Annotated in this window: 16 protein-coding genes and 1 other annotated feature; of the genes, 5 read left to right on the plus strand and 11 right to left on the minus strand. The window is 43.4% G+C overall.

Annotated features, from left to right (window positions below; translation table 11 throughout):
• Positions 1-35: 35 nt before the first annotated feature.
• The 3 genes from SPEA_RS12925 to SPEA_RS12935 all read right to left on the minus strand — a co-directional run bounded on the left by SPEA_RS12925 (position 36) and on the right by SPEA_RS12935 (position 1998).
• On the minus strand, positions 36-476 hold the full coding sequence (locus tag SPEA_RS12925; protein ID WP_012155673.1) for a YcgN family cysteine cluster protein: 441 nt from the start codon (positions 474-476) through the stop codon (positions 36-38).
• Between the two features lie 203 nt (positions 477-679).
• The gene (locus tag SPEA_RS12930; RefSeq protein ID WP_012155674.1) at positions 680-1675 is read right to left on the minus strand and encodes a lytic murein transglycosylase; all 996 of its coding nucleotides are present in this window, start codon (positions 1673-1675) and stop codon (positions 680-682) included.
• Positions 1676-1716: 41 nt separating this feature from the next.
• Entirely contained in the window at positions 1717-1998 is a 282-nt protein-coding gene (locus SPEA_RS12935) for a YcgL domain-containing protein (RefSeq protein ID WP_012155675.1), read from the minus strand.
• A gap of 119 nt (positions 1999-2117) precedes the next feature.
• Between SPEA_RS12935 and minC the strand changes: the two genes are divergently transcribed.
• From minC to minE, 3 genes are read left to right on the plus strand one after another with little or no spacing between them, the layout of a single operon-like run.
• The gene (gene minC / locus SPEA_RS12940) at positions 2118-2783 is read left to right on the plus strand and encodes a septum site-determining protein MinC (RefSeq protein WP_041411514.1); all 666 of its coding nucleotides are present in this window, start codon (positions 2118-2120) and stop codon (positions 2781-2783) included.
• Positions 2784-2814: 31 nt separating this feature from the next.
• Positions 2815-3624, plus strand: a complete 810-nt coding sequence (gene minD / locus SPEA_RS12945) for a septum site-determining protein MinD (RefSeq protein ID WP_012155677.1) — start codon at positions 2815-2817, stop codon at positions 3622-3624.
• A 3-nt stretch (positions 3625-3627) separates the two neighbouring features.
• A complete protein-coding gene (gene minE / locus SPEA_RS12950) occupies positions 3628-3888 on the plus strand; it encodes a cell division topological specificity factor MinE (protein WP_012155678.1) in 261 nt (86 codons plus the stop codon).
• A gap of 59 nt (positions 3889-3947) precedes the next feature.
• On the opposite strand, the gene rnd is transcribed toward minE, so the two are convergent.
• From rnd to tsaB, 7 genes are all read right to left on the minus strand, one after another.
• Entirely contained in the window at positions 3948-5057 is a 1110-nt protein-coding gene (gene rnd / locus SPEA_RS12955) for a ribonuclease D (RefSeq protein WP_012155679.1), read from the minus strand.
• 94 nt (positions 5058-5151) lie between these two features.
• A complete protein-coding gene (gene fadD / locus SPEA_RS12960) occupies positions 5152-6819 on the minus strand; it encodes a long-chain-fatty-acid--CoA ligase FadD (protein ID WP_012155680.1) in 1668 nt (555 codons plus the stop codon).
• 186 nt (positions 6820-7005) lie between these two features.
• Positions 7006-7881, minus strand: coding sequence for an alpha/beta fold hydrolase (locus SPEA_RS12965; protein ID WP_012155681.1), 876 nt, complete (start codon positions 7879-7881; stop codon positions 7006-7008).
• An 8-nt stretch (positions 7882-7889) separates the two neighbouring features.
• Positions 7890-8720, minus strand: coding sequence for a class I SAM-dependent methyltransferase (locus SPEA_RS12970; protein WP_012155682.1), 831 nt, complete (start codon positions 8718-8720; stop codon positions 7890-7892).
• A 75-nt stretch (positions 8721-8795) separates the two neighbouring features.
• Positions 8796-9509, minus strand: a complete 714-nt coding sequence (locus tag SPEA_RS12975; RefSeq protein WP_012155683.1) for a M50 family metallopeptidase — start codon at positions 9507-9509, stop codon at positions 8796-8798.
• Positions 9502-9810, minus strand: a complete 309-nt coding sequence (locus tag SPEA_RS12980) for a hypothetical protein (RefSeq protein WP_012155684.1) — start codon at positions 9808-9810, stop codon at positions 9502-9504. Before SPEA_RS12980 ends, SPEA_RS12975 begins: the two co-directional genes overlap by 8 nt.
• Positions 9811-9858: 48 nt before the next feature.
• Positions 9859-10575, minus strand: a complete 717-nt coding sequence (tsaB, locus tag SPEA_RS12985) for a tRNA (adenosine(37)-N6)-threonylcarbamoyltransferase complex dimerization subunit type 1 TsaB (RefSeq protein ID WP_012155685.1) — start codon at positions 10573-10575, stop codon at positions 9859-9861.
• A 364-nt stretch (positions 10576-10939) separates the two neighbouring features.
• On the opposite strand from tsaB, the gene SPEA_RS12990 reads away from it, so the two are divergent.
• The gene (locus SPEA_RS12990) at positions 10940-11365 is read left to right on the plus strand and encodes a hypothetical protein (RefSeq protein ID WP_012155686.1); all 426 of its coding nucleotides are present in this window, start codon (positions 10940-10942) and stop codon (positions 11363-11365) included.
• On the opposite strand, the gene yoaA is transcribed toward SPEA_RS12990, so the two are convergent.
• Entirely contained in the window at positions 11358-13283 is a 1926-nt protein-coding gene (gene yoaA, locus SPEA_RS12995) for a DNA repair helicase YoaA (protein WP_012155687.1), read from the minus strand. The two genes, SPEA_RS12990 and yoaA, sit on opposite strands and share 8 nt — an antisense overlap.
• Positions 13284-13667: 384 nt before the next feature.
• Positions 13668-13787: a sequence feature (His leader region), on the plus strand.
• Positions 13788-13843: 56 nt separating this feature from the next.
• Here yoaA and hisG point away from each other — a divergent pair.
• Entirely contained in the window at positions 13844-14743 is a 900-nt protein-coding gene (gene hisG / locus SPEA_RS13005) for an ATP phosphoribosyltransferase (RefSeq protein ID WP_012155688.1), read from the plus strand.
• Positions 14744-14745: the final 2 nt, after the last annotated feature.

A 14745-nucleotide genomic window follows, 5' to 3' on the forward strand; every position in this document is an offset into this window, starting at 1 on the left:
CTATTTCTAGGGCGTTTTTCTACTTCGACTCTTGGCTATTCAACATCTTTCATTGGCCAAAGCACGATATGATCTTCAATATCTCGGATCTTAGTTTCACAGGTCACCTTACCCGCAACCGACATTCCGGCCAATATCATGGCCTCTTTTGAACCCGTTCTTAGAGGATGCCAACTTGGCAACTCACGTCCTTGTAAAAGACGGCGATAGGCACAGCTATCGGGCAACCAGGTAAGTGACTCAAGGTTATCTACGGTCACCTTAGTGCAACTCGGTACGAAATTAAAACGCTGTTCATAGCTCTTACAATGGCCAGCTTTGTTATCGAGTAATTGACACGCAGCATTAGTGTAATAAAGCTCTTCGGTTTCATCGTCGATAAGCTTATTTAAACAACACTTACCACAACCATCACATAATGACTCCCACTCTTCAGTGTTCATCTGCGCTAAGGTTTTTTCATCCCAAAATGCCATGCTTAACTCATTAACTCATATAAACTGATTAGCCAAGCATTATACAACGCACACGCAGCTCTATGCACTAGTGCCGAAGCTGTCGATAGGGATCGAGTTGAAATTTGTGACTCTGATGCTCAAAATTACATCGACTGCGACTTATTTAAACAAAAATAGCGACTCTAGGCCGCTATTCATTAAACTGACTATAACACCCGCAATTAGATGATCGGAGGATACTTAATTCTTTCTGAAAGGTAGGTAACGGAAATAGCAAAGTAGTCTGAATTATTCCATTGCAGCAAACCGCGGTAATTATCATAAATAAGATAGCTACGCCCCGCAATGCCGTCAGGCATCACCATAGATATCTGCATATCTTCTCGTTTGGGTAAGTCACTGCCGTCAAAACGCCTAACGCCCAAAGCTTGCCACTCATTAAAGCTTTTCTTGATACTCAAGTCAGCAAGAGAAGACTGAAATTGATTGGGGACCTTAACTTGCCTGCCCCAGGTTTCCGTTGCTTTCCAGCCAGCCTGCTGCAGATAATAAGCTGCTGATGCAAAAACATCACTGTTATTACTCCAGATATCCTTTCTACCATCGCCATCGCCATCTTGAGCGTAAGCTAGATAGATACTAGGTAAAAACAGAGGCTGCCCCATGGTTCCTGTCGAAGTGCCCTTTAACTCGGAAAAATCGATATGGCCTTGGTCGACAATCTTTAGAGCTGCAAAAAACTCTTGACGGAAATGGGCTTCGCGCTGACCTTGATAGGCTAGAGAGGCTGTAACTGATAATACAGGGTAGCCACCCGCATCTTGGCCAAGGTTAGACTCTATGCCCAAAAGCGCCACAATAAAGCGCGGCTGAACGCCATAACGTTCGCCAATTTTTTCAAGCTCGGTGTAGTGTTGCTTGTAAAACGCTCTAGCCAGATCAACCTTTGTTTGAGGTACTATTTGTGGGAGGTATGTCTCAAGGGTAATGGGATCTTCAATAGGGTCTTTATTGGAAACCAGCGCCTTTTTAAACATCTTTATTTTAGGGAAAACCTCATCAATCGTTTGCTGACTGAAACCTTTATCTATCGCATCTTGCTTAAGCTCAGCAACATAGTTACTAAACGTTCCTTGGGTCTCACTCTCGGCCATTGCTGTGGACGATAAAAAACTCAAAGAACACGCTAAAGTCAGAATCTTTTTCCCTAAAAACATAAATCCCCTTTATTAGATCTTTTGTGGCTTTAATCGCTGATTTAATCTGGATTAAAACCGATCTCTTTCTTATGTTGTTCTAGTAAATTAACAACTGGAGGCGGTAGCTGTAAATAGAATCCTTTCTCTTTCAATTCAGATCTCACCTTTTTAATATCGGCGAACCCCAAATGGTCTCGCTTTTCAATCGGCAACATCATCACTAATTTGGGCTCACCAAACATGGCCATTAATGCTTCAGGAACGCGTTCAAAATCGTTGCGTTTTTCAACGAAAAGGTAACTTTCAGCCTTTCTTAGACTTTTATATACTGCACAGATCATATACGACTCAATTTCCAAACTATTCAACTTGCCAGCTAAGGGAGCACACTATACCATGGTCCGTTAGGAATATAATGGATATCGGCCCAGCGCTGAACTTTATAGAGAGCAATACAGGAATGCAAACACCTAGCCTCGAATTAAAAGGCTCTTCTTTTACTCTTTCTGTACTGCATATCAACAGTGATGATATGGCAGTTATAGCGGCAGAGTTGGATGCTAAGCTCGCTATTGCGCCACAGTTTTTTATTGGTGCACCTTTAGTGGTTAACCTAAGTGCGATTCAAACGAGTAATTTTGACATACTTGGCTTAAAAGAGATATTAACCAGTCGTCAATTAATCATCGTTGGGATCACAAGCGCATCAGCAGCATTGACTAAGCAAGCGAAAGCTATCGGTCTCGCCACGGTAAAGTCGGGTAAAGAATCAAATTCACAGCCTCAACTGCCTAAAACCACCCAAATCGTCAAACAGAACGTACGTTCAGGGCAACAGATCTATGCCCAAAATGCCGATCTGATTATTGTCGGTGCGGTCGGTAACGGGGCAGAAGTTATCGCTGATGGCAGTATCCATATATACGGTACATTACGTGGTAAAGCTATGGCTGGCGCTTCAGGCGACAGACAAGCTGTTATCATGGCAAAGAAACTTGAAGCAGAGCTAGTATCGATTGCAGGTCAATACTGGTTAACTGAGAACCTTCAGCAAAACGGAGCCGCACCAAGCGGTTGTATTCGTCTAGAAGGCGAGTCGCTTACGGTTGAATCATTGCCTCTTTAAATAGAGTGTAAATTAGAAAGGATTATTATAAATGGCACAGATTATTGTTGTCACATCGGGTAAAGGTGGCGTGGGTAAAACCACCTCAAGTGCTGCAATTGCCACAGGTCTTGCAATGAAAGGCCATAAAACGGTTGTTATCGATTTTGATATTGGCCTCCGTAACCTAGATTTAATCATGGGCTGTGAACGCCGCGTAGTCTATGACTTTGTTAACGTCATCAATGGTGAAGCTAATCTTAATCAGGCCTTGATCAAAGATAAGCGCTGCGCCAATCTTTTCGTATTACCCGCTTCCCAAACTCGTGATAAAGATGCCTTGACTAAAGAAGGCGTGGGTAAGGTACTTGAAGATTTAGCCAAAGATTTTGAGTACATTATTTGTGACTCACCAGCGGGTATCGAAACCGGCGCTATGATGGCGCTTTATTTTGCTGATACTGCGATTGTAACAACCAACCCAGAAGTCAGCTCTGTTCGCGACTCAGACCGAATTCTTGGTATGTTACAGAGTAAATCTAAGCGTGCAGAAGAAGGGTTAGAGCCCGTCAAAGAGTATTTACTATTGACTCGTTACTCTCCCGCTCGTGTGACTACTGGCGAAATGCTAAGTGTTCAAGATGTTGAAGAGATCTTAGCGATTCCACTATTGGGCGTTATCCCGGAATCACAAGCCGTATTAAAAGCCTCTAACTCTGGTATACCTGTCATTATCGATCAAGAAAGTGATGCAGGTATGGCCTACAGCGATGCTGTAGAAAGGTTATTAGGTGAAGAACTGCCTTTCCGATTTCTTACGGAAGAGAAGAAAGGTTTCTTAAAACGAATTTTTGGTAGCTAACTTATGTCTCTTCTTGATTATTTTAAAACGAAAAAGGAACCAAACACTGCGGTCACAGCGAAAGAACGACTGCAAATTATCGTGGCTCACCAGAGAGGGGAGCGTGAAGCGCCGGATTACTTCCCTCAAATGAAGCAAGAGATTATCGAGGTGATCCGAAAGTATGTGCAAGTCGGCCCAGACCAAGTCTCGGTTCAACTTGAACAGACAGACGATAATTTCTCAGTGCTTGAGCTTAACGTGACTCTTCCAGAGCAGAACTAAACGCCTAGCCCCCAATAAAAAGCCCGCTTACGCGGGCTTTTTTGTTTTACGAATTGGTATTATAACTTCAGTGCTGATAAAGACTCGGCAACTATCGCTTCTCGCCAACCCGTAAGAATAAGTGGTTTATTCCCTTTCTTAGCATCCCAAACCCACTGTAAGTATTCATGTATATACTTTTTAGAGCCTAATAACTCTAACGGGATACTCTTAGATTCTGCTTGTTCTGTAATGCTGTTTTTAATACTCTTAAATGCGTTTTTATAACCGGTTTTAAGAGCGATAACATCTAATGGCTTAGGCGGGTTATCGTAACTAACATTGGTAATGATCTTAATGATCTCTTTACCATGAATACGCTTTTCCTGCTCCGTGAGTTCCGTCATTTTAAAGAGATCATTGGTTGACTTAGGCTGCTTCTTAGCTAAGGCAATCAGAGCATGATCTTTCACCACAAAGCCCAAAGCCAGATCTTTCTGTAACGCTCGCTTTAGGCGCCACTGAGATAAATCCCTCAATACAGCCAGCTGATTTGAGGATAGCTGAAAGGCATTTTTAACCTTTAAATAGGCAGTCTCAGGTTCCGGAGTATCTAAACGTCCTTGAGTCATACGAACGCCTTCTTCATAGACCCAATCTAGTCTGCCCTGCTCTTCTAATAACTTAACCAATTGTGGGTAGAGCTTATAAAGGTAATAGACATCATTGGCAGCGTAGTTGAGCTGCGCCTCTGTCAAAGGTCGTTTTAGCCAGTCGGTGCGAGACTCACCTTTATCTAAGCTTACTTCAAGAGTTTGCTCTACAAGCTTGGCATAACCTAGACCATGCCCCATACCAGCTAGACCTGCAGCAATTTGACTATCGAATAGATTAGTAGGTTGGCAATTGCCATAGCGTGCAAACACTTCTAAGTCTTCACTACATGAATGCAGTAACTTAACGCTGCTTTCTTTGCTTAGCAGTTGCCAAAATAATTCAAGGTTACTCACAGCTAATGGATCGATTAACGCAAGAGTCTTACCATCATAGGCTTGAATAAGGCCCAATCTTGCATAATAGGTACGAGTACGAACAAATTCTGTGTCTAGCACCAATAAATCAGCATCTTGGTATTGCTCTACAAGGGCCGCTAAACTGGCATCATCTTCAATATATTGAAACGCTAACAAAGTTGTCTACTCCATAAATATGCAAAAGCCGGCTATTGCCGGCTTTAGTGTATCAAAAGTGGCAATCACCACTTAATGACTGACGAGGCTAGTCTTACTTGACCTCATCTCTCAATTCCCTACGTAGGATCTTACCTACGTTGGTTTTAGGCAGTTCATCTCTAAATTCTACCAGCTTAGGGATCTTATAGCCCGTCAAATGCACGCGACAATGCTTGATTACATCCTCTTTGGTTAAAGATTTGTCGTTTGCGACCACAAACACCTTAACCAACTCCCCTGAAACTTCATGAGGTACGCCTACAGCTGCGACTTCGATCACCTTTGGATGCAGTGCAACCACTTCTTCAACTTCATTCGGAAATACATTGAATCCAGAGACTAAGATCATGTCTTTCTTACGATCAACAATGAAGAAGTAGCCTTTTTCATCCATATAACCGATATCACCCGTTGCCAGGTAACCTTGTTTGTCGACGACGTTACTGGTTTCTTCAGGACGTTGCCAATATCCCACCATCACCTGTGGACCTTTGGCAAACAGCTCACCAATTTCACCTTGTGGCAAAACATTACCTTCATCGTCACGCACTTGAATATCAGTGTTCGCAACAGGGAAACCGATTGAACCATTGTAACCATCAAGGTTATATGGACAACAGGTAACCAGTGGCGCGGCTTCTGTCAGGCCATAGCCTTCAAGCAAGCGGGTTTTAGTTAACCCCTGCCATTTATCGGCAACAGCGCGCTGTACCGCCATACCGCCACCAATTGATAGCTTAAGCTCTGTGAAGTTTAGCTTAGCGAAATCTTCATTGTTCACCAAGGCATTAAACAGAGTATTCACGCCTGTTAACACGGTAAATGGATGCTTATCGAGTTCACCGATGAAGGCTGGCAGATCTCTTGGGTTGGTGATCAACAAGTTGTTTGCGCCTTTATGGATAAATAGCAAACAGTTAACCGTTAAGGCAAAAATATGGTATAGCGGCAATGCTGTTACTACGAACTCTTTTCCGTTATCAAGCAAAGGACCATAGGCTGCGTCCGCTTGTAAAAGGTTGCTCACAACGTTGCCGTGGCTAAGCATGGCACCTTTCGACACCCCCGTCGTTCCACCAGTGTATTGTAAGAAGGCCAAGTCGTCTTTTTTTACGCTTGGCTTCACATACTGCAAACGGCGACCTTTATATAGCGCCTTACGCATAGAGATTGCCTGTGGCAAATGGTACTTAGGCACCATCTTTTTGATGTACTTAACGACGAAGTTAACCAAGGTGCGCTTTGGAGCACTTAATAGATCACCAAGCCCAGTTAAGATGACGCTTTCGACTGGTGTTTCGTCAACCACTTTCTCTAAGGTGTGAGCAAAATTGGAAACGACAACAATCGCTTTCGCGCCTGAGTCTGTCAACTGATGCTTAAGTTCACGTGGGGTGTACAATGGATTGACGTTAACAACCACCATACCCGCTCGTAAAATACCAAACAGAGCAATAGGATATTGCAGCAAATTCGGCATCATAATGGCGACCCGATCACCTTTATTCAACTTCAAATCATTTTGCAGATAAGCCGCAAAAGCTCGGCTACGCTCTTCAAGTTTGCGGTAAGTTAAAGTTGCGCCCATATTCACAAACGCAGGTTGATCCGCATATTTATTAACCGATGTTTCGAACAGATCGACAAGCGATGCATATTGTTCAACATCAATTTCAGAAGGCACATCATCTGGTAAATTATTAATCCAAAGTTGGTCCACAAAAATCTCCTAATATCTCCAGCTGCGGCATAAAAAATACCACAATGGTCGTTAGCAGCTTGCCAATGAGCAAGCTAACATACTGTCTATTCATTATATTTATTGGAAACGCCGACAAATCATACGGTCGTTTAAATTTTGATTATCATCACATAAATGAGACAAAAATCCTAGCCTCTTTTTTGCTTAGCCTTTTAAGAAAACACTAATGACCTTCGACACCTTCTCAGCGCTCCCCATATGAAGGTGATGATCCCCTTCAATTTCTACACTCTGTAACCGCTTGAACCAGCGATTTGCCATAGGGATCGCCTCACGTAACTGAGAGAAACCTCGGTTACCTGAAATTAATAGAGTGTTGACTTTATGGGCTTGCATTAAGGCATCGACTTGAGAAAATGTCAGTCTTAAAGGAGAGTCTAATTTTAAGCGCGGATCACTGCGCCAGCATACCCCAGAATCGAAGATTTGCATATTGCGCTGGGTCAATAATTCGCACCATTGCAGCTCTAGTGCGGTTAATTTGTGCCGTGCGAGCACAGCAACAGCCATATCACGGTAAACATTGGCGGGTTTATCTATTGATGCGAGAAACCTGCGGTGAGCACTAAAACTCTTATCTAATCTATTTTTAGATTTAGATTCATCTTCATAGAGCGGAGATAAAGCCTCTATTAAGATCAAATTTTCAACCCTATCAGGAAATGCAGCGGCATACGCAGATGCTATGATCCCGCCAAGAGAGTGACCTAAAATTGCCACTGGAGCTTGAATGTTAGGTAACTTCTGGAGTAAAGCATCGAGATCGTACAAATAATCAATCCAATGCAAGGGATATGCGCCCGGACGATGCTCTGAGCCGCCGTGTCCGGGCCAATCGATAGCGAGAATTTGGTAATCGGTTAAATGTTCACTCAAAGGCTGAAAACTGTTGGCATTATCTAACCAACCATGCAGCGCCAATATCAGTGGTTTATCCGCACTACCCCATAGCCGTCCTGCTAACTTAATATGGGGTAACTGGATACTAACTTCATCACCAAACTCGCGTACTAAGCTCATCTATAGTCTTACTTTTTAACAAATTTCAGCGTCATTCTATCGCTTTCTCCGATAGCGAGATACTTTTGTTTGTCTTGATCTTCAAGCGCTAAACGTGGAGGCAGTGTCCAAACGCCTTTTGGATAGTCTTTGCTGTCTTTAGGATTTGCATTGACCTCAGAACTGGCAACAAGACTAAAACCAGCTTTCTCAGCCAATTTAATCACAGATGCCTGATCCATATAGCCTGTTTTGGCATCCATATCTGGCTCACCTCGGTGTTCAACAATACCGAATGTGCCACCGGGCTTTAGCACTTTATATGCCGAGGCAAATACAGGCTCTAAATAGCCTTTCATTGCCCAATTATGCAAGTTTCTAAAAGTTAGCACCGCATCTGCGCTATTTTCATCACCCATGCTGTAGTAAGTCGGTGGCTCAAAGGTCACGGTCGTTGCGCCGCCCACTTTGGCCTTATTCTCTTTTAACCAAGCTTCAAATTTTTTTCCAACCTTCGGGCGGTAACTATTCCGCGCCTTTTCGTCAGCAGGATGAGTGTCAAAGTTACCAGCAATATAATGGCCTTCTTTCGCTAAATACGGCGCTAGAATTTCTGCGTACCAGCCGCCACCGGGCCACAGTTCAATAACGGTATCGCTAGGCTTAATATCAAAGAAGTTCAGAGTTTGTTCTGGATGGCGGTATTGATCACGTGCGCTATTTTTAGCTTGTCTAAAATCGCTAGTTACCGCAGTTTGTAAGGCTGTATTCTCATGGTTATGTGCATTGACCATAGTACTTAACGATAGGCTACACGTACTTGCAAGCAAAATACTTGCCGCTAACATTGTCTTTTTCATTGTAATTCCCCTATTGATGACAGGCATCAAACTAACAGGTCAGTTAACAAAAAAACAACAGCCATAAACAAGGCGTTACATTTTAATTTTTTGACTGCGTTTCTCTGCGGCGTCATCAACCCTTCGCCAACATAAAAAGAGCATCAAAGCGCTTGTGGCTAGCCATGTACCGACCCAAAACCAGGCAGGCAACCAACTCAGACTCGCAAGTAAGTTTGCATCGCCCTGCCCTTCGAGTCCTAATAACACCATGGGGCTTGCGAGTGCATTTAGGATAATCATCAAGGCCATAACCCTCAGGCTACTTGCTAATAATTGGTTTTGCTTAAGCTTTAGCGGCAATAAAAATAACACCGCCAAAATGACTAAAATGGAAATGGTCAGCAGATCTCGTGCCCAGAGTAAGATAGTCAAGATCACCACGCCCCCAAGAATCGCGAAACTAATGCGTATACCACGGGGCCAAGTAGCAAACATAAAGATGAGATAGCCCCACAACGCCGCGCCAAAATAACCAGCAAAGCCAATCAATAGCGGCCACCCCCCTTGACTAAAGCAGAGCCCTGCACCATTAGGAAATAGCTGTATATGACTGACCATACCGCCGCTTATGAGTGTTGCGAGGCCATGAGAAAGCTCATGAAAATAACTTTCTAACCACTTAAAGGGAACGCTAATAAAGGGCAAGCGAGTGACTAAGAAGGCAATAAAAAGTTCAAGCAAGAAACGGGTTCGTCCCGGTGCACCGGAGGAGTGTGGAGCTAACGCAGCAGAGTGATGTTCAGGCATAAGTATCTATGCCTACCATCTGTTGGATCTCTTCTCGCTTAGCGGCATGCTGATTAATGAGGTATTGTGCCACTGCGCCCCGTTGGCCACTCGTTTGGTTTTCATATTCAACATGAGCACCAAGCCGTGACTGAAGCGCAGTTGCATCTTCATGATACTCATTAACGATTATTGCTTGCTGAGCTTTAATTGGCGATGCAGCCTCAACACTCTCTGTAACGACAGCTTTCGCCTGACTTGAGGCGATAGACTTGTTAACTTCAACTTTATTAGCAGTAAGTTGACTGGTGTTGATCTGCATTATATCGTCCTTAATTTACTCGGAAAATGCTTTCCTTAACGGTAAAGGCTACTCTCTTCCTGGTAATTTCTGCCATGTGACTGTATCACGCAGATAAACTGGCGCTAAATCATCAACAGAGGTAGTTTGGCCTTTCTCTACGCCATCTTGTGCCAGTGCTAACATGTATCTAGCTTCTGGGAATTTAGCGGCCTCACAGAGCTCAATGGTAGGCAACAGCTCGATTAACTGTGGATAGGCATCAAAACCAGTACCACAGGCAGCAATGGTAGAAGTCTCATCTAAGCTCAGCACTATCGCCTCTGGAGCACTGACCACTTCTTGATCCACTAAGGTAGCTAGCCCATCTACCGAAATATATTGGCCCCAGTAAATCTCCCCCATACGCGCATCGATAGCGGCTAACACTTGAGTAGCGCCTTTATCGATAGCCGATTGTGCCATGGCCGCCAGCGTTGAGATACCAATAACAGGTAACTCCTGACCTAACGCTAGCCCCTGGCTAATACTGGTACAAATTCGAATACCGGTAAAGCTGCCTGGCCCTCTTCCGTAAGCAATAACATCGACATCTTGCAGCTTTAGCTGAGCTTGAGCCAATACCGATTTAACCATAGGCAATAAACGCTGACTATGCTCACGCGGCGCATCCGCTTGCTCACTATAGACAATGCCTTGATGGCTAACCGCTGCAGAACACGACTCAGTGCAGGTATCGAGCGCTAATACGCTCAACTGTGTCGTACCGTTAGAATCTTTTGTCATGAATTACTTACCAAACCTATTAATTATATGATTTAACGTCGAAAAAAATGCAAACAAGCCACACTTTCAGCCGATCATTAAAGGCTCAACCAGCCACACTTCAACGTACAACTTGGTTAATGTCAATTTTGGCAATTATACCCCAACTAATGCCAAAGCATTAAGCTCTAAGGCCAAATTACTTTTTCCATGCGCTAATGCTAGTCGAAATAGCCTGCTAGATTACAAACTGCCTCAAGCTAACAAACAGCGATTGAGCTTGATTAATTACTCATAAAGTACGCCAAAACAGAAAATTTACTCTAAATTTAATTAAGAGATTTGCTCATGACTTTAAGAGCAAAGGCAAGGCTTGGGAGGTTGAATGCGACAGATCAACATAGATTGGTTGCGTTTGTTTCGTTACTCACTATTGTTCATCTTCTTTTCTATGTTGATGACCGTCTTTATGCTGATCTGGCTTTCTAATAGTCTAGAAGAAGCTTGGCAGAAAGGACTGATGTTAACCTTTTCAGAATTTGAAATGACCGTTGAACTGACACTAACACTGCTCATATACATTAGCTTTCCAGTACTACTATTTCGCTTCCTGTATTATTTTTCCAAGATGCTCTATCGTGGACGAAATCCAGGGGTCGCAATCATTAGCTACAAAACACTATTTAACCCATTAAACTTTCTACTGTTTCCAAGCTTACTCAATCCACAAGGACTAACTTATCGGCGACGCTGTTTAATGGCGCTCATCTTACTGAGTGCCATCTACTTGACCATTTTGTTGATCACTTAATACGCTCTAAAAACGCTGTCGCCTTATCTAAGTCTCGAGTTCTCGACATCGGAGGTAAAGAGTTTAAAAAAGCCTGTCCGTAAGGCTTATTAACGATTCTGTTGTCACATAAAATAAGCACGCCTTTGTCTTTCTCATCTCGGATCAAACGGCCAACGCCCTGATTTAACGTGATCACCGCTTGTGGCAAGGATATTTCACTGAAGGGATCTTTACCCTCTCGCTCGATACTTTCGCTTCGCGCTCGAAACAAATTATCGTCGGGTGAGATAAAGGGCAGCTTATCGATAATCACACAACTCAGTAGACGACCACGTACATCGACCCCTTCCCAAAAGGCGCCAGTACCGAGCAATACCGCATTACCAAGCTGACGATACTTCTTCAATAAGCTCTGCTTACCTGCCTGCCCCTGCACCAAAAGTGGATAAGAAACCCTTCTTTGCAGCGCGGGCGCAACAAGGTTTAGCATTCTGTGACTTGTAAATAGGATGAAAGTCCGACCTTTTGCGGCATTGACCGCCTTAACACAGACATCGACAAATTGTGACAGTGCAGCATGGTGGTTGCTCACACTGGCTAAATGCCGAGGCACGCAAAAGAGCGCATTATTAGCGTAATCAAAAGGACTCTCTAATAACATCTCTTGGCACTGAGTTAAGCCCAGTTGTCTGGTAAACAAGCTCAAATCACGGTTAATTTGCAAGGTTGCCGAAGTGAAGATCCACGAAACATCAGATTCAAACAGTTTGCGACACTCTTTAGCCACATCAATAGGTGCAATACGCAACACTAAATAGCGATGGCCGTAATCGATACTGTAAGCGGCCTGATTGTTCTCACATAAGAAAAATAGCTCTAACTTATTTGTAATAAGCTCCAGTTTTACAATTGTGTCGTCTAAGTTATCACTGCGTCCAACATGGCCTAACAACAGACTCTGCAGAACTTTTATCTCTTTAATTAAAGCCCACGACAACACAGACAGCTCTTTGTTGCCTAATAGGCGGCGCCAATCGCTATCACCCAGTTCAAACAACATTTGATGCCACTCGTTTAAAATAGCGCCGCAACGAGAACTGAGTGCTTCTATCTGCTTGGCATCTCTAAGCTCTTGACGATAAATATCGATTAACTTATCGAATAGCTCAGAGAGTTGCCGTGTTGAACACTGCTGACCAAAGTAAGTTACGGCGATATCGGGAAGCAGATGCGCCTCGTCAAAAATCACCACATCAGAATCGGGTAATAGCTCGGCAAAACCGGTTTCTTTTATGATCCTATCGGCGAGAAAGAGATGATGATTGACGACGGTAACCTTAGCATTCATGGCTCGATTACGGGCTTTACGCGTAAAGCACTCATCAAAATAGTCGCAGCGCTGACCAATGCAGTTCTCTTTACTACTGACGATTAACGGCAACGCGGGAGAGTTTTCTGTTACTGCCGTCAACCCACCAATATCGCCGTCAGTCGTTTGGCCTCCCCACTGATTAATTCTGAGCAGGTCGTCTAATACCTGAGTCTCCATCGAACTCGCACCCGATAACTCTTTCTCCATCAAATGCTGGCACAAATAGTTATTGCGCCCTTTTAGCAAAGCGACTTTAGGCGTTAGGTTCAGCATGGCCGACAAGGCTGGTAAGTCTTTGTAAAATAGCTGCTCTTGCAGGTTTTTACTTCCGGTGCTAATAATGATTTTCTTGCCACTTAATAGCGCGGGAATAAGATAAGCAAAGGTTTTACCTACACCTGTGCCAGCCTCAACCACCAACTTTTTACGACTATGAATGGACTCCGCTACAGCGTGCGCCATCTCGGCTTGCACATCTCGACGACTGAAACCTTTAATCGATTGTGCTAATACACCTTGGCTTGAAAATGCAGCAGCGACTTGTTGTGTTAATCTAACGCTCAAGAGGTAGGGAACCTTTAATTAGCCTAGATGGCTTGCTTTACAAAGTGTGGTGCAGTTTATCTTAATTAGCTTTACAAGATCAGCTTTAGTTTTATCAGTTCACTCTAGTATTCCAATCATAACATCACCAACTATTGTCTCGTTTTCAGAACAAAGAACTTTCAAAACCTGCTAGCTATGGCAAACCTTAGTCAAAAATGACATTTAGATGAAGTTTACTCATCTGAAGAAATAAGAGGTTGCAATCATTTTTAAAACTGATTAATTTAAATACCAAGATAAACGAATCGCTTAGCTCAACGAGCAAGCCTTGAGCATTCAGAGCTATTAAGCTCACAGATTTAAATTGAGAGAAACGAATATGACAAAGCTTTTGAACACTATGCATCATCATCACCATATGCGGTAGCCTTCGGAAGCTCACTGCCGAAGGACTATTTCCTTCCGGCGGTTGATTTAAAAATATCAAAAACCCTTGGAAGGAATTCCAAGGGTTTTTTGGTTTTATCTTAACAGCTTGTTTTATAAGAATTTTTAAATTAACTAATAGGAAGTACCCCATGTCAGAGTCAACTAGATTACGTATCGCAATCCAAAAATCAGGTCGTTTATCAAAAGAATCACAAAAACTGTTAAAGAGCTGTGGCGTTAAATTTAACGTCAATGAACAACGTCTTATCGCCCACTCTGACAATATGCCAATTGATCTATTACGTGTTCGTGATGACGATATTCCAGGCCTAGTCATGGATGGTGTTGTTGACCTTGGGATCATTGGCGAAAATGTACTAGAAGAGGAACAAATCGAGCGTCAAAGCTTAGGTAAACCTGCTGAATGCGTTAAGCTGCGTGAACTTGATTTTGGTGCTTGTCGCCTATCTTTAGCGGTACCTAATGAATTTGAATACCAAGATGCAAGCTCACTCGAAGGGCTTCGAATCGCCACCTCTTACCCCAACCTGCTACGTCGCTACATGCAAGAGCAAGGCATTAATTACCGTGATTGTATGCTTAAGGGCTCAGTTGAAGTCGCACCTCGTGCAGGTTTATCGGACGGTATTTGTGATTTAGTCTCAACAGGTGCCACCCTTGAGGCAAACGGCCTTTACGAAACCGAAGTCATTTACCGCTCTATGGCTTGCATCATTCAATCGACTCAGTCGCAACCCGATGACAAGCAAGCGCTTATCAACAAAATCTTATCTCGCATCAACGGTGTGGTACGTGCAAAAGAGAGCAAATACATCTTGCTACACGCGCCAACAGAAACCTTAGAGCAAATTGTTGCCCTACTACCTGGTGCTGAAAACCCAACAGTATTGCCACTAAATGATGATACTAACCGTGTCGCTATCCACGCTGTCAGCACCGAAGATCTGTTCTGGGACACCATGGAGCAATTAACTCAGTTAGGTGCCAGCTCTATTCTGGTCATGCCTATCGAAAAAATGATGGGGTAAGA

It is taken from the genome of Shewanella pealeana ATCC 700345 (assembly GCF_000018285.1).
Lineage (GTDB): Bacteria > Pseudomonadota > Gammaproteobacteria > Enterobacterales > Shewanellaceae > Shewanella > Shewanella pealeana.

Coding starts and splice junctions, on each gene's coding strand:
- SPEA_RS12935 (WP_012155675.1), bottom strand. CDS start 1,998: ATGATCTGTGCAGTATATAAAAGTCTAAGAAAGGCTGAAAGTTACCTT.
- SPEA_RS12975 (WP_012155683.1), bottom strand. CDS start 9,509: ATGCCTGAACATCACTCTGCTGCGTTAGCTCCACACTCCTCCGGTGCA.
- SPEA_RS12930 (WP_012155674.1), bottom strand. CDS start 1,675: ATGTTTTTAGGGAAAAAGATTCTGACTTTAGCGTGTTCTTTGAGTTTT.
- hisG (WP_012155688.1), top strand. CDS start 13,844: ATGTCAGAGTCAACTAGATTACGTATCGCAATCCAAAAATCAGGTCGT.
- minC (WP_041411514.1), top strand. CDS start 2,118: ATGCAAACACCTAGCCTCGAATTAAAAGGCTCTTCTTTTACTCTTTCT.
- SPEA_RS12970 (WP_012155682.1), bottom strand. CDS start 8,720: ATGAAAAAGACAATGTTAGCGGCAAGTATTTTGCTTGCAAGTACGTGT.
- SPEA_RS12925 (WP_012155673.1), bottom strand. CDS start 476: ATGGCATTTTGGGATGAAAAAACCTTAGCGCAGATGAACACTGAAGAG.
- SPEA_RS12980 (WP_012155684.1), bottom strand. CDS start 9,810: ATGCAGATCAACACCAGTCAACTTACTGCTAATAAAGTTGAAGTTAAC.
- minD (WP_012155677.1), top strand. CDS start 2,815: ATGGCACAGATTATTGTTGTCACATCGGGTAAAGGTGGCGTGGGTAAA.
- SPEA_RS12965 (WP_012155681.1), bottom strand. CDS start 7,881: ATGAGCTTAGTACGCGAGTTTGGTGATGAAGTTAGTATCCAGTTACCC.
- minE (WP_012155678.1), top strand. CDS start 3,628: ATGTCTCTTCTTGATTATTTTAAAACGAAAAAGGAACCAAACACTGCG.
- SPEA_RS12990 (WP_012155686.1), top strand. CDS start 10,940: ATGCGACAGATCAACATAGATTGGTTGCGTTTGTTTCGTTACTCACTA.
- tsaB (WP_012155685.1), bottom strand. CDS start 10,575: ATGACAAAAGATTCTAACGGTACGACACAGTTGAGCGTATTAGCGCTC.